Here is an 18,555-nt window from a genome sequence, read left to right as displayed (position 1 = left end):
GGGCGGGTGAAATTCACCTTGCCCAACAGGCCGATCAGGATGTTTCCGCGTGCGGGACGCCATTGAGTATCGGGCTGGCGCTTTTGTGACACGGATCACGTCAAATGCTGAAATTCGTGCGGGTGATAGCGGGCATTGATCCGGACTATCAGCGCCACCTGGAAGGGATACAGGACGTCTTCCTGAAGGCCTTCCCGTTCAATTCGAGTTACATCGACAAAATCGCCCGCTATTCCGCCGGAGACTACCCGCCGGACTGTGAGGTCATTCTGCTGTGTGCCACGCGCGCCGGCAAGGTGCTCGGCTTCTCCGTCACATTCTTTTTTGCCGACATCAAAGCATCCTACCTCGACTATATCGCCAGCGATCCGGCGCGCGCTTCTCGCGGGATTGGCGGCGCACTGTATGAGATGACACGCGAGGATCAGCGCAAGCGCGGGTCCCGGCGCCTCTTTCTCGATTCGCTGCCCGACGAGGCCGGTCTGCTCAATGAGCATGAGCTCCTCGCCGATGGCCGCCGCCGCATGGCCTTTTATGAACGCCTTGGCGCCCGGCCGGTGCAAGGTACAGGGTATGAGCGCCTCGTTACGGCCTCCAATCTCGGCGATGCCAACATGCTGTTGTACGACGGCATGGGCGATGAGAAACCGCTCCACCGACGCACGCTGAAAGCCGCCATTTCGCGCATCATGCAGGCCAAGAATGGCATGGCGCCCGATGATCCGGCGCTGGTTGATCTTCTCGCTTCGATCCAGGCCGAGCCGGTGGCGATCCGGCCGCCGCAATACACCCCGGTTCGCACGAAAGCATTGCCGGTGTTGGCGCGGCCGATCGATGTCGTGATCACCGCTGATGAAGCCCCTTCGATCGAGCACTCACCCTTCAAGGGCTATTACGAACGCCCGGCCCGCGTCGCTGCCGTGCGCCGGGCACTCGAGGGCTTGCCGGTTAATGAGCACGAGGCTGGCCGCTGGGGGCTGGAGCATATCCTCGAAGTACATGACCACCGCATGGTGAAATTCCTGGAGGAGACCGCGACCCGTATTCCCGAAAAGCGCATCGTCTATCCCGAGATCTTCCCGATCCGACACGCCGACCGTTTGCCGCGCAATTTCGAGATGCGGGCGGGGTATTTCTGCATTGATACCTCAACGCCGCTGACGCGAGCCGTTTATCCAGCCGCCCGCCGCGCCGTTGATGCGGCCCTGAGCGGTGCCAAGCTGATCAAGGATGGCAGGACCGGTTGGGCCTATGTCGTGGTGCGCCCGCCGGGCCATCATGCCGAGCGGCGCGCCTTCGGCGGATTTTGCTATTTCAACAACGCCTCGATTGCCGCGCATCACCTTTCGGGCCAGGGCAAGGCTGCCGGCAAGAGCGCCAAGCCGGCCCGCGTCGCCGTGCTTGATATCGACCATCATCACGGCAATGGCACCCAGGACATCTTCTACGAACGCGGCGATGTGCTCACGGTCTCGATTCACGGCCATCCGGAGGATTGCTACCCCTTCTTCGCCGGTTTCGAGGATGAGCGTGGCCGCGACGCGGGCTTGGGTTTCAACCGCAATTACCCGATCCGGCCCGGCGTCGATGATGCCGGCTATCTGACCGTGCTGGGACGGGCGCTGCGGCGGATCAAGGCGTTTGCACCGGACTATCTGGTCGTCAGCCTCGGTGTCGACATCATGAAGGGCGATCCGACGGGGAATTTCTTCATCACGCCGGACGGCATGCACCGCATCGCCGAGGCGATCGGCCAGGAAAAATACAAAACCCTGATCGTGCAGGAAGGCGGCTACAGTCTCGCCAATATCCGCCGCGGCGTGCAGCAATTCCTGCTCGGCTTCGCCGCCGGACAGGAGGCAGCGCCGAGACGGTCCAAGTCCTGATCGGCAGGCCGAACCGCCGAATTTGGAGATATCAATGGTGTCTGGCTCCGCTGTTTTGCGCCCGCCTTGCTGTTCCGTAATGTGACGTTATTATATAGCGGTGCCATCATAGGCGCAGAGGGGTTTCGCTTGCGCATGAGTTTGTTCCGTCATCATCGCCGCATGGCAGCCGCGCCCGATTGGCGTCGGCTGGCCCTGAGTCTGATCGTGGCGGTGCTGATGAGTGCCCAGGGCGCTGCGGCGCTGGCGCACACGCACAGCCACAATGCGGATTACCGCCTCGCCCAAGCCGACATCAACGCCCCGGCAATGCCCGTTGCGCCGCTGCCCGGAAAGACTGCGCCGGCGGCTCAATGCCAGCTGTGTCATGCGCCTTTCGGCGCGGCCTCGATTCTGCCCGCCTCGGCGGCCGGACCGGCGGCATCGCTGACTGTTACGGGCGCGGCCCACGCCATCGAACATCCGGCTCACCCTCGCACGGCGCCAAGTGGCGTCTGGCGCGTGCGCGGGCCCCCGATCTCACTCCACGCCTGACTGCCGATCCGCCGCATCGCCCGTTCCGGGCGCTGACGGCTTGTCCCAGCTTTTGATGGAGTGCGTCCATGAGACGATTATTGAACGCGGCCGCTATTGTCGGCCTGACTACTGTTTGCAGCCCCGCCTTCGCCGATGACGACCTTTCGGCCATCCGCGCCGAGATCGACGCGATGCGGGTTGAGTATCAATCCCGGATCAATGATCTGGAGACCCGCCTCGCCGAGGCAGAAGCGCGCACGGCGAGGGCAGAAACTTCGGCTCAATCCGCCCAGCGGGCCGTGGAAGCCATGCCGGCGGCTGTGAGGGTTCCACCACCAGCGGCCCCCGTTGCACGCCCCGCACAGACCGGCGCCAATGCCTTCAATCCCGCCATTTCCGGTGTCTTGAATGGCCAGTTCGCGGCGAGCTCTGCGGACCCGGACCTGGCGGCTCTGCCCGGTTTCGATCTCGACGCCGAGGCGGGCCGGCCCGCACGCGGCTTCAACCTCGGTGAGTCCGAGATCGTGATCGCGGCCAATATCGATCCGACGCTGTACGGAAACCTCACCTTCTCGTTGGGTCAGGACGGTTCAGTCGGGGTCGAGGAAGCCTATATCCAGACAACCAGTCTGGGCGGTGGCCTGACCCTGCGGGGCGGGCGGATGTTTTCCGGCATTGGTTATCTCAATGAGGTCCATGCGCATGCCTGGGCGTTCTCGGATCAGGCCCTGCCCTATCGCGCCTTTCTGGGCGGGCAATATGGTGATGACGGGGTTCAGCTCCGCTGGATCGCCCCGGTTGACCAGTATCTTGAATTCGGTGCCGAGATATATCGCGGCGACGCGTTTCCCGCTGGCGGGGGCGCGAATGGTGGCACGGGCACTTCCGCGGTGTGGGCCCGGACCGGCGGCGATATTGGTTCGGGGTCAAGCTGGCTGGCTTCGGCCTCCCTGCTTGATGCCAACGCCCAATCCCGCGACGTCAACGGCTCTGAGTTCACTGGCGATGAGACCCTTGGCATCCTCTCACTGGTCTATAAATGGGCTCCGGGCGGCAATCGCCGGGACCGTAATCTGACCCTTTCGGGTGAGTATTTTGTCGACACGATGCGCGGCAATTTTGACGCCGTGCCGGTTAATCTCGATCGGTCGGGTTGGTATGTGCAGGGAATTTATCAATTCCGGCGGCGCTGGGGTGCAGGTCTGCGTTATGCGGCGCTGACCCCTGACAATGTTCCGTTCGGACTGGCGGGTTCGGCGCTTGATGCGGCTGGCTTGAACCCATGGACGGCCACGGCCTTGCTGGAGTTTGATACCAGCGAATTTGGCCGCCTGCGCGCGCAATATACCCGCGACGAATCGGATCGCGTCGCCAACGACGAATTCCTCTTGCAATACACCGTTACCTACGGCCCTCACGCCGCTCACCGGTTTTGATCGAAGGACATCATGTCATGCGTAAATTTATCCTTGGGGCCGCATTTGCTGCCTGCCTTACGTCTCCGGTGTTCGCAGATCTGCGTGTCTTCGCGTGCGAGCCGGAATGGGGTGCCCTGTCGCAAGAAATCGGCGGCGAACATGTCGACATCTACACCGCCACCACAGGCGGGCAGGATCCACATGGAATCCAGGCCAGACCGTCCCTGATCGCCCATGCCCGGCGCGCCGATATTGCAGTGTGTACCGGTGCTGCGCTGGAAGTGGGTTGGATGCCGATGGTCAGGCGGCAAGCCTCCAATCGCGCCATCGCTGAAGGGGCTCCGGGCGATTTCGCCGCGACCAGCTTTGTCGCATTGAAAGAAATTCCAACCATCCTTGACCGGTCCCAGGGCGATCTTCACGCGCCGGGAAACCCTCATATCCAGACCGACCCCAATAATATCCGGCTGGTCGCGCAGGCGCTCGCGCAGCGGTTTTCCGAACTCGATCCGGCCAATGCCGTTGCATATCAGGCGGGGCTGACCGATTTCCTCGCACGCTGGGATGTGGCGCTCGAGCGTTGGACGTTGGAGGGCGCACCTCTCAGAGGGGTCGCAATCGTCGCCCAGCATCAAAGCTGGATTTATCTGGAAGACTGGCTCGGCCTGGAACGCGTGGCTCTGCTGGAGTCACAACCCGGCATTCCGCCCTCGAGCGGGCATCTGGCCGAAGTGGTCCAGACGCTTCAAGCGCATCCGGCGCGGATGGTGATCCGGGCGGCTTATGAGGATGACCGGCCGGCGAATTTCATCGCCGAACGTTCCGGCATTCCGGCGGTCGAATTGCCCTTCACGGTCGGCGGCACGGACGGTGCCGATGACCTGTTCAGTCTCTATGACGAAACCCTGCGCCGGTTACTGGCCGCCGCAGCACAGGAGTAGACGGCATGGGTGCGCTGGAAATGAGTCTGCTGTTTCCGGCCCTAGTCGCCGGACTATTGGTGATCAGCACGCATGTGCCGATGGGCCGGCAGGTCTTGTCGCGTGGGATTGTCTTTATCGATCTGGCGATTGCCCAGGTCGCCGGTCTTGGCGTCACGGCTGCGGCTGCCTTCGGCTTTGATGCATCCGGCTGGAAGGTGCAGGTCGCGGCTGTTGCGGCGGCCCTGCTCGGGGCTTTGCTGCTGCGTTGGACCGAAAAGCGTTGGCCCTCGGTTCAGGAGGCTCTGATTGGGGTTCTGTTCGTGTTCGCGGCCAGTGTTGAACTGTTGCTGTTGGCGAATAATCCACATGGCGGCGAACACCTCAAGGATTTGCTGGTCGGGCAAATTCTCTGGGTCTCGCTTGAGAGCCTGTGGCCGATCGCGGTGATGTATGCCGTGGTTCTGGTGATCTGGTTTACGGCCCGCGACCGGATCGGGCGGATCGGGTTTTATGCCCTGTTCGCGCTGGTCGTGACCCAGTCGGTGCAATTGGTCGGGATCTATCTCGTCTTCGCAACGCTGATCGCCCCGGCGCTCGCGGCCCGCTTCTGGCCGGAGCGCTTCGGCCTCGCCATCGCCTATGGTGTCGCCCTGGCGGGCTATGTCATCGGCCTGCTGGCTTCTGCGGCCTTTGACCTGCCGACGGGGGCCGTCATCGTGGTTGCGATTGTCGGACTGATGGCGGTGTCCATTCTGATACGCGGCCGGGAAACCCCCGCCGCCGTGTCAGCGCCGGATTGAAGCCAAATTCGTGTCCGGTGGCTTGGCCAGGCGCTGGCTTGACTTGCCGCCGGACGCGAAATCGGCTCGACTGGCCCGGTGATCCAGCCGGGGGGTGAAAATGGAACAGGCAGAGAAGACCCGCATCGTGATCGTCGGGGGCGGTTCGGCGGGCTGGATGGCGGCGGCGGCCCTCATCAACATGTCCAAGGCTGGATGTGAAATCGAATTGGTCGAATCCGAGGAGATTGGGATCGTCGGCGTCGGCGAAGCGACGATCCCGCCGATCGCGGCCTTCAACAGGCAATTGGGGATCGACGAAGCCGAGTTTCTGAAATTCACGCAAGGCACGTTCAAGCTCGGCATTCAGTTTGTCGACTGGGCCAAGCTCGGACACCGCTATTTCCACCCATTCGGGACCTATGGCGCCAATTTCGACTTTATCACCTTCCACCATTATTGGCTGCAGGCCCGCGCGCGTGGTGAGGCGAGCACGCTCGACGATTATGCGATGTCCTGGGTTATGGCCCGCGACGGCAAATTTGCCCGCCCCGATACCAACCCCCGCCGTATCACCTCGACCGCTGGCTTCGCCTATCATTTCGATGCGGGCCTGTATGGCCAGTTTCTCCGGGCCTATTCCGAAGCCCGTGGTGTCACCCGCACCGAGGGGAGGGTTGTGGACGTCACGCGCGACGGTGAAACCGGGGATATCCAGTCGATCTCCTTGGCCAGTGGCCAGGTCGTGGAAGGCGATTTCTTCATCGACTGCTCGGGTTTTCGTGGCCTGCTGATCGAGGGAAGTCTGGGTACAGGCTATCAGGACTGGACCCATTGGTTGCCCTGTGACCGGGCGGTCGCAGTCGGCAGTGCCGGCACAGGCGAATTGGCGCCCTACACGATGTCGACGGCGCGCGAACATGGCTGGCAGTGGCGCATTCCGCTGCAACACCGCACCGGCAATGGCTATGTCTATTCAAGCCGATATCTGCAGGACGACCAGGTCGCGACCGATACTTTGATGGCCAATTTGACCGGCGCGCCGTTATCGGAGCCGCGGCTCTTGCGGTTCACAACCGGGCGCCGTGAGAAGTTCTGGAATCACAATTGTCTCGCGCTCGGGCTGGCCAGTGGTTTCATGGAGCCGCTGGAATCGACCAGCCTGCATCTCGTTCAGGCCGGGATCATGGCCTTCATGCCGTTTTTCCCACAGGGCAAGCACCCCGACCCGCTGGGGCGCGCAGAGTATAACCGCAGAGTGGCTCGAGATTACGAGTCGATCCGCGACTTCATTATCCTGCACTATCATGGCACGACCCGTGATGATTCAGCCCTGTGGCGGGACTGCGCCGCGATGTCGATCCCCGATACATTGCAAAACCGGATCGATCATTTTCGCGAAGCCGGCCGCCTCCTGTTCGAGGATTATGAGCTGTTTCAGGCCCCCAATTGGCTTGCCGTGCTCGTCGGACAAGGGATCTTGCCGCGACGCTATCATCCGCTCGCTGATGCGCGCGGGGTCGATGGAGGCCATTACCTCCGCGACCAGCGCGCGGCCATGGAACAGGCGGTGCTGCAGATGCAAACGCATGAGCGCTATGTCGAGCGCTATTGTCCAGCGCCAGCACCGGCCTGAGCAGACTGGGATTTCGGCTGGCGGTTCCGGCCATTTCCATCCGAGCGGGCGCGGGTCAGATGATTTCATCCTCATCGAAAATCGGGTCGGCGTCGAGCTCGAGCGCCATATTGTCCAGCGTCGATTCTGCATCGGCAGCGGTGCTGAGCTTGGCGATATGGAACAGGCCGTCGCCCTCATTGACGACGGGCAGATTGGTCCGGCCGACGATCAGGCCGGGCTGTTCGACGATCAGTTCGATTTCAACTTCCCCAAACGGGTCGGAGATGACGGCGAGTACGTCATTGGCGGCCACTTGGTCGCCGATGGTCTTATAGCTCCGCATCAGTCCGCCCGCAGGCGCGCGGAACCAATAACTTGAGCGCGATTTCATCGGCAGGGTCGGGACGCGTTTCGTCTCCTTGGCCGGGATCATTTCGAGATGGCGCATGACCCGCAAAATGCCGGAGACCCCGGCACGGATCGCGAATTCGTCAAACCGCAGCCCTTCGCCGGCCTCGTAAAGCAGCACATCCACGCCGGCCTCTTGGGCGGTGTAACGCAGCGAGCCCTCGCGCGTCTTCGACGTCAGGATCAGTGGCGCGCCGAAGGCCTCGGCCAGCTCCATGGTCTGCGGCATGGCGGGGGATATGCGGATTTGTGGCAGATTGGTGCGGTTGATGGCGGCGGAATGGAGGTCGATGCCGACATCGGAGCGCTTGACGATTTCCGTCATGAAGATGTGCGCCAGCCGCGCGGCCAGTGATCCCTGGGTGCTGCCCGGGAAACAGCGATTGAGATCGCGCCGGTCGGGCAGATAGCGCGAATTTGACATGAAGCCATAGGAGTTGACGATTGGAACCGCCAGCAGCGTGCCGCGCAGCCGGTTCAGGGCCGGATTGCGCAGCAGGCGGCGGACGATCTCGACACCTATAATCTCGTCGCCATGGACCGCCGCGCTGACGAACAGGGTTTTGCCGCTGCGCTTGCCGTGAACCACGTGCGCCGACATCGTGACCGGCGTGTGGTCGGACAGCACGCTGACCGGCAGATCCACGGTCGCCCGGCTGCCGGCCGCAATCTCATGTCGCCCGATCTGGAAAGCGGAACGGGTTGGCATTAACCGGCACCCTTGGTTTTTGTCTTGCCGGGCACGCTGGTCTTTTCGAGCGTTTCGATAATTTTGCCGGCGACATCAATGCCGGTGGCCTTTTCGACACCTTCAAGCCCTGGCGAGGAGTTGACCTCCATCACCACCGGACCGTGATTGGAACGCAGCATGTCGACGCCGCAGACATTGAGCCCCATGCTCTTGGCCGCGCGGACGGCGGTCGAGCGCTCTTCCGGAGAGATTTTCACAGCGGCAGCGGTGCCGCCCTGGTGGAGGTTGGAACGGAACTCGCCCTTGGCGCCGGTCCGTTGCATCGCGGCGACAACCTTGCCGCCGACCACAAGCGCGCGGATATCGCTGCCGCCGGCCTCCTTGATGAATTCCTGGACCAGAATGTTCACGCCGGCGCCACGAAAAGCCTCGATTACAGACTTGGCCGAGCGGTCGGAATCGACCAGAACGACGCCGATGCCTTGCGTGCCCTCGAGCAGTTTGATCACCAGCGGCGATCCACCAGTCACGGCCAGGACTTCGGTGGTCTGTTTTGGATCATGCGCGAACGTGGTGACCGGCAGGCCAATTCCGTCGCGCGCCAGCAGCTGCAATGAACGCAGCTTGTCGCGCGAGCGGCCGATGGCGACGGATTCATTGAGCGGGTAGACGCCCATCATCTCGAACTGGCGCAGGACCGCCAGACCGTAAAACGTCACCGAAGCGCCGATCCGCGGGATGACGGCATCGTATTTCGGCAGCTTCTCACCATTGTAGTAAATCGCCGGATTGCGCGAAGCGATATTCATATAGCAACGCAGCGTATCGATGATGTCGAGCTCGTGACCGCGCTCTTCTGCGGCTTCTTTCAAGCGCTTGTGCGAGTAGAGATTGGCGTTGCGGGCCAGCATGGCGATTTTCATGGTGATCGTCCTTTCAGAGGTGGTCGGACTGCAGGCCGGATGGCTCGCAATCGGTATGCTTCAGGCGGAATGGGCCTTGGCCGACAAGGGGTAGGCAGGCGGTCCGCTGAGAAATGAGCGGCCCGGATTGATGCAGATATGTCGGTTCCGCAGCGCTGTCCGGCCCAGTATCAGATCAAATTTCATCGGCTCGCGGTCAGCGAGGGACAATTCGATCTGCCAATGCCGCGAACCGAGTGTCAGCTGCGTTTCGATGACATAGCGAAGTTCGGGAACGCCACTGGTATTCTTGATATCACGCCGGTCGGCAATCGGTGCGAGGCAGCGTTGTATATGACGGTCTTCCGTGAAGGTCACGTCGAACGCCACCCATTTTGCGCCGTCCTGGTCCAGCTCTCGGATAATGACGGCATTGAGCGCTGAGGTGCGGGCCCCGGTATCGATCTTTGCGTGCAAGGCCGGGATGTCGAGTGTCGGCAGGCCGACGATTTCCCGCCAGCCGATCTCGGTTCTGGTTCTGATTGGCCGCGCCGGCGTCATTTCAGGCTCTCTTCGTTGGCGCGCCTGTAGTTGACGAAGGAGTTCGCACTCAGGATGACGAAAAAGCTGTCCATATCCACGAGGACATAGCCGCGCTCCAGCAGGGCCCGGCTGAGCTGACGAATATCATCATCATACAGACGGCGGCGCTCGAGTATTTGCCGCAAGAGCTTGTTGGAAATCCGGAACCGCCCCTTCGGCTTGCCGCCGAAAGATGTGTCGAACAGCGCTGCGAGCTTTTGCGCAGCCGCATCGAGAGGGGACGTGGTCAAATTCATGTCTCACCATAGAAAGACAAAAAATAGTTGTCCAGAGAAAGTTTTTTATGCCAAATTCGTACTTATCGCATTCTTCCTACCCGCTGAACCGGAGGGCGTCCGTTGTCGCAGACCAACCCACAGCCTGAATTCGACGATGTCGCCGATATTCACGACCGGATACGCGATGCGATCGAAACCGCCGATGTCGATGGGCTGGAAGCACTACTCGCTGACCTGACGCTCAGCGATGCGTTGCGGGAAATCCTGCAATTCACCCCGAAGGAGCGGGACCGCATTTTCGGCATGCTGCATGCCGACACCGCTGCTGAACTGATCAATGAAGCGCCGAACGAAATTGCGGTGGAATTGGTCGAGCGGCTCGAGCTGGCGACCGCCGTCGATATCATCGACGAGCTGGATTCCGACGTTCAGGCCGATGTGATCGGCGAGTTGAGCGACGAGAATGCCGAGGCCATCCTGGCTGAGATGGACGAGCAGGACGCCGCCGATGTCCGGCGCCTGGTGTCGTATGATGACGGCACCGCCGGCGGGCTGATGATCGCCGAGGCGTTTACTTTCCACGAGGGCGATACGGTCGGTCAGATCCTGCGTCGGCTGGCCTCGGACGAGGAAGATTTCGAACCCTATCGCGGTCAGCACCCCTATATTCTCGACGCCGAGGAGCGGCCGGTGGGTGTTGTGTCATTGCGGGCATTGCTGACGTCAAAGCGAAGTGCCCAGCTCTCCGCGATCATGAGCACGCCGGTCACGATCAACGCGAATGCCCCGCTCGACGATCTGCGGGATATGTTCGATAAATATAGCTATCTCGGCATCCCAGTCGTTGAGGCCGACGGGCGCCTGGTGGGTGTCGTCTCGCGTTCGGCGATGGACGAAGCGGTGCTGGAGCGCTCCGAATCGGACGGGCTGAAGCGGCAGGGTCTGGTCGGTGATGAATTGCGGTCGCAGCCAACCTTCCTGCGGGCGCGTCGGCGGCTGGCGTGGTTGTCGACCAATATCGTTCTGAACATCATCGCGGCTTGCGTGATCTCGGCCTATGAGGAAACGCTGACGGCAATCATCGCCATCGCGATTTTCCTGCCGATGGTGTCGGACATGAGCGGGTGTTCGGGCAATCAGGCCGTGGCGGTCACGATGCGGGAATTGTCGCTCGGCCTGGTCAAGCCGATCGATGCCTTTCGGGTCTGGGCGAAGGAAGCCTCGGTCGGCGTGCTCAATGGCATCGTGCTCGGCATTCTGATCGGACTGGTGGCCTGGGTCTGGAAGGGCAATGTGGTGCTCGGCGCCGTGATTGGCTTTGCGCTGGCGCTCAATACCGTGCTGGCTGTATCGATTGGCGGCGTCGTTCCGCTGCTGCTCAAACGCTTCGGTCAGGATCCGGCGGCAGCGAGTGGGCCATTGCTCACGACTATCACCGACATGGCCGGCTTCTTCCTGGTGCTCAGCCTCGCCTCGGCTTTCATGCCCTGGATTGTCTAACCGAGCTGCAACGCCGCCCTAAAGCTCCTGGATGCTGAGCCGAACGAGATCCTCGATCCGTTGCTGGAACGCGGCCTGTTCCGGCTCATCGACATCCCATGGCCCTCTGATGATCTTGCTGACGATCAGGCCGATAATCACACTGCCCATCATTCGCGCCCGCAAATGCGGCTTGGCACCCTCAAGCAATTGCGCGACGGGCTCGTCGAAGCGTTTGATCATGGCTTCGCGCACCAGATTGGCCGCCGTCTTCGAGGAGGCCGAGCGCAGCATGATGAGGAGGTCGTCGACCGCTTCCTGGTCGCCGGCCTTGTTGACGACCATTTCCGCAACCCGCGTGCTGAGACCGTCGCGCCCGGCCTCGATCATTTCGAGCGGCTTGTCCGGGCGTAGCAGAAGCTGGGCGAACAAATCCTCCTTGGAGCCGAAATAGCGGCACACCAGTGCTGCATCGACTCCAGCCTCAACCGCGATGTCACGAATGCCGACCTGGTCATAACTTTCCCGCGTAAAACAATGCCGCGCCGCGGCAAGGATGGCGGTGCGTGTGGCCTCGGCATTGCGGCGGCGGGCGGGTTTGGTCATCTTTTCGGCCCTCTCAGGCGTTGTTAGTCATCGACGGTTGACATACTGTAGCCAAATGGATCATGAGTGTCACCGGTTGATGACTTATGGTCGACCTCGCTCCGCCTACCCGACTTTCCAAGGACCCGATATGGCTCGCCTCACCCCCCCACTGACGATTTTTTTCCTGTCCATCGTACTGGCCAGCTGTGGCGGCGATGGCGCTGCGCGGCAGCCTCAGGGCGCCCCTGCCGTCGATATTGCCTTGCCCTTGGTCGAGCAGGTCGCCGACTGGGACGACTTCACCGGTCGCTTCGACTCGCCGGAACATGTCGATGTGCGCAGCCGGGTCAGCGGCTATCTCGACACCGTCAATTTCGAGGACGGCGCCATCGTCGAGGCGGGCGATTTGTTGTTCACGATTGATCCGCGTCCGTTTGAGGCGGTTCTCGCGGCGGCGAACGGCCAATTGGCTCAGGCCCGGGCCCAATTGGTGCAGGCCCGTGCCGATCTTGATCGTGCCGAACGTCTGCTCTCCTCGCGGGCGATCTCCGAAGAAGCGATCGAGCAGCGCCGTACCGCCGTCCGCACGGCCGAAGCCGGTGTGGCGTCGGCAAATGCCAATTCCGATGCCGCAGCGCTCAATCTCGAATTTACCCAAGTGAAGGCCCCGACGGCCGGACGGACATCATCGCGCCTGGTCGATCCGGGCAATCTGGTGTCCGGCGGCAATTCCTCCGGCGATATCCTCACCACCATTGTCGGCTCCGACCCGCTCTATTTCGAGTTTGATGCCTCCGAGGCGGTTTATCTGCGTTATCAGCGCCGTGTGCGCACCGACCAGGTGTCGCGGGTGGAAATCCGACTACAGGACGAGCCGGATTATCGACACACCGGTGAAATTGTGTTCGCGGACAATCGTATCAACCCGGCCTCGGGTACGATCCGGGTGCGCGCGCGCGTCGCCAATCCCGACGGTCTGATCCGGCCCGGCATGCTGGGTTCGGCCCGCGTCGGCGGCAGCGCTTTCTATGAGGCGGTTTTGGTACCGCAAACCGCCATCCTATCAGACGGACCGCGGCGCATTGTCTATGTCGTCAACGACACCGACACCGTCGAAACGCGCCTCGTGAGCGTTGGTCCACCCAGTGGCAATTTGCAGGTGATTTCTTCGGGGCTGGAAGCCACGGACCGGGTGATCATCAGCGGACTCATGCGCGCACGCCCCGGCGCTCCGGTCACACCGCAACTGGTCGAGATTGTCCGGCAGGGCCGTGATGCGCCGGCCGCCCTGACCCAGGCCCAGCCCGCTTCCGCAGCCTATCCCGCCGACCAGTAATTTTCGCTCCCGCCCGTTTGCATCCGTTCAGGACCTCGCCCCATGCGCCTGTCACATTTCTTCATCGACCGCCCGATATTTGCGATGGTTCTCGCGGTGTTCATCACCTTGATGGGGGTGTTCGCCTATCCGCAATTGCCCTTGGCGCAATACCCTGAGATCGCGCCGCCGACCATTTCGGTCAGCGCCGCTTATCCCGGCGCGACGGCCGAGGATGTCGCCGCCCAGGTGGCCGCACCGCTTGAGCAGGAGATCAATGGCGTCGAGGGCATGTTGTACATGGCCTCCCAATCGACGGCAGACGGGCGCGCGGCAGTCACGGTCACATTTGAGCCCGGTACCGATATCGATACGGCCCAGGTGCTGGTTCAGAATCGCGTCAACCGCGCCCTGACACGATTGCCCGAGACGGTTCGCCAGACCGGTGTGACGGTGCAGGCGCAGGCGACCGGCTTTTTGATGTTGTTTGCCTTGCGCTCGCAAGACGGCTCGCTCGATGCCGACTATCTCGGCAATTATGCCAGTTCGGAGCTGCGCGACCGCATGCTGCGTCTCGACGGCGTAGGCGACGTGCGTATCTTCGGCGCCGGCAGCTATTCCATGCGTGTCTGGATCGATCCGGACCGAGCCGGCGCGCGCGGGTTGACCGCCATCGATGTCGTTAATGCCCTGCGGGCCCAGAACATCCAGGCTGCGGGCGGCATTCTCGGCCAACCACCCTTCACCGACGGTCAGCCGGCGGCCTTTCAGCTGCCGGTCCAGGTGCGCGGCCGTTTGATCGAGCCTGCGGAATTTTCCGATGTCGTGGTGCATCGCGACCCCGACGGCGCCGTAACCCGATTAAGCGATATCGCCCGGGTCGAGCTTGGCTCGGAATCCTATCTCGTGCGTGGCTATTTTGGCGGCATTTCAGGCGTCGGCATGGCCATTATCCAGCAGCCTGGCGCCAACGCGCTTGCGACCGCTGATCGTGTCCTCGCAGCGATCGAGGATGCCGCGACCAGCTTCCCTGAGGGAATGGACTATATCATTCCCTACAATCCGACCGAGTTCGTCGAGGCGTCGGTGAGTGCGGTGCAGACCACCTTGCTTGAAGCTGTGTTCCTCGTCGTCCTGGTCGTCATCATCTTCCTGCAAAGCTGGCGCGCGGCGTTGATTCCCATCGCGGCGATTCCGATCTCAATCGTCGGGATCTTCGCGATCCAGCTGGCCTTGGGCTATTCCATCAATTCACTCTCCCTGTTCGCGATGGTCCTCGCGGTCGGGATCGTGGTCGATGACGCGATCGTGGTGGTTGAAAATGTCGAACGCCTGATGCGAAGCGGCATGTCGGCGCGCGTGGCGGCACGAAAATCGATGGATGAGGTCAGCGCCGCGCTGATCGCGATGACGCTGGTGCTGGTCTCGGTCTTTGTGCCGACCGCATTCCTCAGCGGCATTCCGGGCATATTCTACCGGCAATTCGCCGTTGCCATCGCATCGGCTGCGGTGATTTCGCTATTTGTTTCCCTGACCCTGACGCCAGCCATGTGCGCGCTCCTGCTCAAGCCGCACAGCGATGAGGGTGTACCCGGACGGGTGGCCTTTATGGCGCCGCTTCGCTTTGCCGGACGCAAATTCAATGAAGGCTTTGATCGGCTCGCCGCCTTCTACGGTCGCTCTGTGGCGCGCCTCGTTCGGACAGTGGCGCTCGTTCTCATCGTCTATGCCGGCTTGCTGGGTCTAACGGCATGGCGACTCGCCGAGACACCGACGGGCTTCATCCCCGAACAGGATCAGGGATCACTGATCGGCGTCATCCAGCTGCCACCCGGCGCTTCGCTGGCGCGTACCGATGAGGTCGTGCGGCGGGCCCAGGATGTGCTGCTCGCCACCGACGGCGTCGACACGCTTGCGGCCCTGGTGGGTCTGGACGGGTCGAGTTTCTCGATGGCCTCGAACGCGGCGACGATGTTTATCAAGCTGGCGCCCTATGAAGAGCGTGCGGGTCAGCCCGGCATGACTGCGGTCGAGCTGTCACAGCGTCTCACCGGTATTCTGGGGCAAGCGATTCCGGAAGGGTTTGCCTTCATCATCGCGCCGCCAGCCGTGCGCGGCATGGGCAATGGTGGTGGCTTCAAGCTGATGGTCCAGGACCGCTCCGGTCAGGGGATGGAAGCGCTGCAAGGTGCCGCCAATGCGGTCATTGCGGCGGCCAACCAAGATCCGCGGGTGTCGCGCGTCTATACGAGCTTCAATACCGGCTCACCGCGCATTCGTGTTGATGTCGATCGCGACCGGGCCCAGCGTATCGGGGTCGACCCGGCCGCCGTCTACCAGACGCTGGGAATCTATCTTGGCGGCAGTTATGTGAATGATTTCAACTTCCTTGGCCGCACCTTCCGGGTCATGGCCCAGGCCGATGCGCCCTTCCGCAATGATGTTGCCGATATCGGTCGTCTGCAGGTGCGCTCATCGAGCGGCGAGATGGTGCCGATCTCGGCGGTAGCGACCGTGAGCCCGGATTCCGGTCCGGTTCGGGTTGTCCGGCATAATATCTTCCCGTCCGTCGAGGTTCAGGGCAGCACCCCGCCGGGCATGTCGACCAGCCAGTCGCTGGCGGCGATGGAAGAAATCGCCGACGCCGTTCTGCCAGCCGGCTTCGGTTATGAATGGACCGAACTGGCCTATCAGGAGAAGGCTGCCGGCAATTCCGGTCTGATGGTGTTCTCGCTCGCTGTGGTGTTCGTTTTCCTTGTCCTGGCAGCCCAGTACGAGGCCTTCACCTTGCCTTGGGCGGTGATCTTCATCGTGCCGATGTGTATTCTCGCGGCGATGATCGGAATCAATCTGGCCGGGATGGACAATAACATCCTGACCCAGGTCGGCTTGATCGTCCTGATCGCTCTGGCGGCGAAGAACGCGATCCTGTTGGTGGAATTCGCCAAGCAGGCCGAAGAGGGTGAGCACGTCTCCCCCGGTGAGGCCGCCGAGATGTCGGCACGGCTTCGGCTGCGTCCGATCCTGATGACGGCCTTGGCTTTCATCCTTGGCGTTACGCCCCTGGCCTTCGCCCACGGGGCCGGCGCCGAGATGCGCCAAGCGCTCGGCGTTGCGGTGTTCTCGGGCATGATTGGCGTGACGATTTTCGGGCTGATCTTCACCCCGGTATTCTACGTCATCGGGCGTTGGGTCTCAGCGCGGCTGCCCAAGCCGGACATCGGGAAGGGGCAAGAAGGCGACGCCACATCCTGAACTGCTCACCATACCGAACATCGGAAATATGTGATTTAGCGCTTTTGTAGCTTGGCGTTGACGCATACTTGCGCAAGTATTCGCACCATCTATCCGGTTCGAGAACGGCCAGAGTTCAGGAGTGCCCATGCCCGCCCAGTTCGATTTCGTTGACCGCACGGCGGTTGTCACTGGTGCGGCGAGCGGCATCGGTGCCGCTCTCGCCCACGGCCTGGCCGCGCGTGGCTGCCGCCTGGCGCTGGCGGATATCGACCGGGACGGTTTGGACCGGGTCGCGGCATCAATCGGCATCGCGGCGGATCGGGTCAGCCTGCATCAGCTTGATGTTTCTGACCGGCAAGCCATTGAGGTCTTTCCCGAAGCTGTCCGGCTTGCGCATGGCGGGGCGGGCCTGTTGTTCAACAATGCCGGCGTTGCGCTTGGCGGTAAGTTTGAAGATGTGTCTGAGGCCGATTTCGACTGGCTGATGTCGATCAATTTCTGGGGCGTCGTTCGTATGACCCGGGCTTTCATGCCGATGTTGCATGAAGCGAGTCAGGCCCATATCACCAATATTTCCAGCCTGTTCGGTCTGGTCGCACCGGCGGGCCAGACGGCGTATAGCGCCAGCAAATTTGCCGTGCGGGGCTTCTCTGACGCCTTGCGTCACGAACTGGCCGGCAGTTCGATCGGTGTCACGACGGTTCATCCCGGCGGCATCAAGACGGCGATCGCCAGAAATGCCCGTCATGCCGCCGGCGCGGACCCGGAAGAGCTCGCCAAGGGGCTGGAGGCGTTTGAAAAACTTCTGGTAATGCCACCGGAGTGCGCGGCTGAAATTATTCTCCGCGCTGTCGCCCGACGCCGTCCGCGGGTACTGGTTGGGCGTGATGCGCATCTTATGGCCTGGGTGGAGCGCCTGTTTCCGGCGCATTATTGGAGCCTGATCGGTCGTAAAACGAGCCCGGAACCACAAGGGAAACCGTCATGATTTCAACAGTTTTGACGATAGTCGGCCTGCTGGTCCTGGTCGCGCTTGCGCTCATGATCGGGCTGCAAATCTGGTCACACATGGTGGCGCGCAAGGCCGAGATTGCCATCCCCCAGATTGGTGACATTGCGACGGTGAAGGGTGGGAAAATCCATTTCCTTGACCAGGGGCAGGGTCAACCAATTGTTATGATTCATGGGCTTGGTGGGCATTTGCAGAACTTCACCTATGCGACAACGGATGCCTTGAAAGGCGATTTCCGGGTGATAGCCCTGGACCGGCCTGGCAGCGGGTATTCGCAGCGCGATAGCGATGAACAGGCCCGCATTCCGGAGCAGGCGCGGATGATCGCGGAAATGCTGGAAGCCCGGGGAATCGAGAAACCCCTCATCGTCGGCCATTCACTTGGCGGTGCTGTGGCGCTTGCACTCGCATTAGCCTATCCCAATGCTATCAGTGGTCTGGCGTTAATTGCTCCTCTCGCTGTTCTTCCGGAGGAGGGCGCCAAGGCTTTCGATCCGCTGAAGATTGCCAACCCGGTCGTGCGGCGGCTGATCGGCGAAACGCTCGCGGTTCCGATGTCGATCCGCAAGGGCGACGCAACACTTCGCTTCATTTTCGGGCCCAACAAGCCGCCCGCCGATTTCCGGCTTCGTGGTGGCGGCCTGCTCGGTTTGCGGCCGCGCGCCTTTGTGGCGGCTTCGACGGATTATGTGGCGGTCGGCACCGATATGGCCAATGTGACGGCTCGTTTTTCAGAGCTGAAAATGCCGGTCGGTGTGTTGTATGGCGATGCCGACCGGATCCTCGACGCGAGCGCCAATCTCGACGCCCTGCGCGCGGCAATCCCGCAACTCGACGAGGAGGTCCTGCCGGGCATTGGCCACATGGTCCAGATTTCTATGCCGGACGAAACCGAAGCCTTCATCCGGCGGATGGCAGCGAAAAGTTTCGGCTGATCCCTGACGTCATCTTCGCTCGGCGCC

At 61.9% G+C, this 18,555-nt stretch carries 16 protein-coding genes; 11 read left to right on the top strand and 5 right to left on the bottom strand.

Translation table 11 applies throughout. The features are described 5' to 3' along the window. Positions 1-104: 104 nt before the first annotated feature. The 6 genes from AAC029_RS02770 to AAC029_RS02745 all read left to right on the top strand — a co-directional run bounded on the left by AAC029_RS02770 (position 105) and on the right by AAC029_RS02745 (position 7,158). Positions 105-1,886 (top strand): hypothetical protein, encoded by a 1,782-nt coding sequence (locus tag AAC029_RS02770; RefSeq protein ID WP_339743707.1) that lies wholly within the window; start codon positions 105-107, stop codon positions 1,884-1,886. Between the two features lie 135 nt (positions 1,887-2,021). Further along, the gene (locus AAC029_RS02765; RefSeq protein ID WP_339743706.1) at positions 2,022-2,420 is read left to right on the top strand and encodes a hypothetical protein; all 399 of its coding nucleotides are present in this window, start codon (positions 2,022-2,024) and stop codon (positions 2,418-2,420) included. Between the two features lie 68 nt (positions 2,421-2,488). Beyond that, positions 2,489-3,838 (top strand): hypothetical protein, encoded by a 1,350-nt coding sequence (locus AAC029_RS02760; protein ID WP_339743704.1) that lies wholly within the window; start codon positions 2,489-2,491, stop codon positions 3,836-3,838. Between the two features lie 17 nt (positions 3,839-3,855). After that, positions 3,856-4,761 carry a zinc ABC transporter substrate-binding protein gene (locus AAC029_RS02755; RefSeq protein WP_339743702.1) on the top strand — a complete coding sequence of 302 codons (906 nt, stop codon included), beginning with the start codon at positions 3,856-3,858 and terminating at the stop codon, positions 4,759-4,761. Positions 4,762-4,766: 5 nt separating this feature from the next. Continuing rightward, complete coding sequence (locus AAC029_RS02750; protein WP_339743700.1) at positions 4,767-5,543, top strand: metal ABC transporter permease; 777 nt, start codon at positions 4,767-4,769, stop codon at positions 5,541-5,543. A gap of 100 nt (positions 5,544-5,643) precedes the next feature. Continuing rightward, on the top strand, positions 5,644-7,158 hold the full coding sequence (locus AAC029_RS02745; RefSeq protein ID WP_339743698.1) for a tryptophan halogenase family protein: 1,515 nt from the start codon (positions 5,644-5,646) through the stop codon (positions 7,156-7,158). Positions 7,159-7,213: 55 nt separating this feature from the next. Here the strand turns inward: AAC029_RS02745 and AAC029_RS02740 are convergent, their stop codons facing one another. From AAC029_RS02740 to AAC029_RS02725, 4 genes are read right to left on the bottom strand one after another with little or no spacing between them, the layout of a single operon-like run. After that, on the bottom strand, positions 7,214-8,257 hold the full coding sequence (locus tag AAC029_RS02740; RefSeq protein ID WP_339743696.1) for a succinylglutamate desuccinylase/aspartoacylase family protein: 1,044 nt from the start codon (positions 8,255-8,257) through the stop codon (positions 7,214-7,216). After that, positions 8,257-9,162: a 30S ribosomal protein S6--L-glutamate ligase gene (gene rimK, locus AAC029_RS02735; RefSeq protein WP_339743694.1), complete on the bottom strand. Its 906-nt coding sequence runs from the start codon at positions 9,160-9,162 to the stop codon at positions 8,257-8,259. The genes AAC029_RS02740 and rimK overlap by 1 nt, the downstream gene beginning before the upstream one ends. Positions 9,163-9,222: 60 nt before the next feature. Next, on the bottom strand, positions 9,223-9,702 hold the full coding sequence (locus AAC029_RS02730) for a RimK/LysX family protein (protein WP_339743692.1): 480 nt from the start codon (positions 9,700-9,702) through the stop codon (positions 9,223-9,225). Next, positions 9,699-9,974, bottom strand: a complete 276-nt coding sequence (locus AAC029_RS02725; RefSeq protein WP_339743690.1) for a hypothetical protein — start codon at positions 9,972-9,974, stop codon at positions 9,699-9,701. The genes AAC029_RS02730 and AAC029_RS02725 overlap by 4 nt, the downstream gene beginning before the upstream one ends. A 108-nt stretch (positions 9,975-10,082) precedes the next feature. Between AAC029_RS02725 and mgtE the strand changes: the two genes are divergently transcribed. After that, positions 10,083-11,462 (top strand): magnesium transporter, encoded by a 1,380-nt coding sequence (gene mgtE, locus AAC029_RS02720; RefSeq protein WP_339743688.1) that lies wholly within the window; start codon positions 10,083-10,085, stop codon positions 11,460-11,462. An 18-nt stretch (positions 11,463-11,480) separates the two neighbouring features. On the opposite strand, the gene AAC029_RS02715 is transcribed toward mgtE, so the two are convergent. Next, positions 11,481-12,047 carry a TetR family transcriptional regulator gene (locus AAC029_RS02715; protein WP_339743686.1) on the bottom strand — a complete coding sequence of 189 codons (567 nt, stop codon included), beginning with the start codon at positions 12,045-12,047 and terminating at the stop codon, positions 11,481-11,483. A gap of 130 nt (positions 12,048-12,177) precedes the next feature. Here AAC029_RS02715 and AAC029_RS02710 point away from each other — a divergent pair, with 130 nt between their 5' ends. The 4 genes from AAC029_RS02710 to AAC029_RS02695 all read left to right on the top strand — a co-directional run bounded on the left by AAC029_RS02710 (position 12,178) and on the right by AAC029_RS02695 (position 18,528). Beyond that, positions 12,178-13,365 carry an efflux RND transporter periplasmic adaptor subunit gene (locus AAC029_RS02710; protein ID WP_339743684.1) on the top strand — a complete coding sequence of 396 codons (1,188 nt, stop codon included), beginning with the start codon at positions 12,178-12,180 and terminating at the stop codon, positions 13,363-13,365. Positions 13,366-13,407: 42 nt separating this feature from the next. Continuing rightward, on the top strand, positions 13,408-16,599 hold the full coding sequence (locus AAC029_RS02705; RefSeq protein WP_339743682.1) for a multidrug efflux RND transporter permease subunit: 3,192 nt from the start codon (positions 13,408-13,410) through the stop codon (positions 16,597-16,599). Between the two features lie 127 nt (positions 16,600-16,726). Further along, a complete protein-coding gene (locus tag AAC029_RS02700) occupies positions 16,727-17,569 on the top strand; it encodes an SDR family NAD(P)-dependent oxidoreductase (protein WP_339743680.1) in 843 nt (280 codons plus the stop codon). Then, on the top strand, positions 17,566-18,528 hold the full coding sequence (locus AAC029_RS02695; RefSeq protein ID WP_339743678.1) for an alpha/beta hydrolase: 963 nt from the start codon (positions 17,566-17,568) through the stop codon (positions 18,526-18,528). The genes AAC029_RS02700 and AAC029_RS02695 overlap by 4 nt, the downstream gene beginning before the upstream one ends. Positions 18,529-18,555: the final 27 nt, after the last annotated feature.

It is taken from the genome of uncultured Maricaulis sp., assembly GCF_963975345.1.
Lineage (GTDB): Bacteria > Pseudomonadota > Alphaproteobacteria > Caulobacterales > Maricaulaceae > Maricaulis.
The sequence above is the reverse complement of the archived record's forward strand: the minus strand, read 5'-3'. Positions and strand labels throughout refer to the sequence as shown.

Bases quoted from the DNA above. Each gene is read 5' to 3' on its own strand.
- AAC029_RS02695 (WP_339743678.1), top strand. From the start codon at position 17,566: ATGATTTCAACAGTTTTGACGATAGTCGGCCTGCTGGTCCTGGTCGCG.
- rimK (WP_339743694.1), bottom strand. From the start codon at position 9,162: ATGAAAATCGCCATGCTGGCCCGCAACGCCAATCTCTACTCGCACAAG.
- AAC029_RS02705 (WP_339743682.1), top strand. From the start codon at position 13,408: ATGCGCCTGTCACATTTCTTCATCGACCGCCCGATATTTGCGATGGTT.
- AAC029_RS02740 (WP_339743696.1), bottom strand. From the start codon at position 8,257: ATGCCAACCCGTTCCGCTTTCCAGATCGGGCGACATGAGATTGCGGCC.
- AAC029_RS02730 (WP_339743692.1), bottom strand. From the start codon at position 9,702: ATGACGCCGGCGCGGCCAATCAGAACCAGAACCGAGATCGGCTGGCGG.
- AAC029_RS02770 (WP_339743707.1), top strand. From the start codon at position 105: ATGCTGAAATTCGTGCGGGTGATAGCGGGCATTGATCCGGACTATCAG.
- AAC029_RS02715 (WP_339743686.1), bottom strand. From the start codon at position 12,047: ATGACCAAACCCGCCCGCCGCCGCAATGCCGAGGCCACACGCACCGCC.
- AAC029_RS02760 (WP_339743704.1), top strand. From the start codon at position 2,489: ATGAGACGATTATTGAACGCGGCCGCTATTGTCGGCCTGACTACTGTT.
- AAC029_RS02750 (WP_339743700.1), top strand. From the start codon at position 4,767: ATGGGTGCGCTGGAAATGAGTCTGCTGTTTCCGGCCCTAGTCGCCGGA.
- AAC029_RS02700 (WP_339743680.1), top strand. From the start codon at position 16,727: ATGCCCGCCCAGTTCGATTTCGTTGACCGCACGGCGGTTGTCACTGGT.
- AAC029_RS02765 (WP_339743706.1), top strand. From the start codon at position 2,022: ATGAGTTTGTTCCGTCATCATCGCCGCATGGCAGCCGCGCCCGATTGG.
- AAC029_RS02745 (WP_339743698.1), top strand. From the start codon at position 5,644: ATGGAACAGGCAGAGAAGACCCGCATCGTGATCGTCGGGGGCGGTTCG.
- AAC029_RS02755 (WP_339743702.1), top strand. From the start codon at position 3,856: ATGCGTAAATTTATCCTTGGGGCCGCATTTGCTGCCTGCCTTACGTCT.
- AAC029_RS02710 (WP_339743684.1), top strand. From the start codon at position 12,178: ATGGCTCGCCTCACCCCCCCACTGACGATTTTTTTCCTGTCCATCGTA.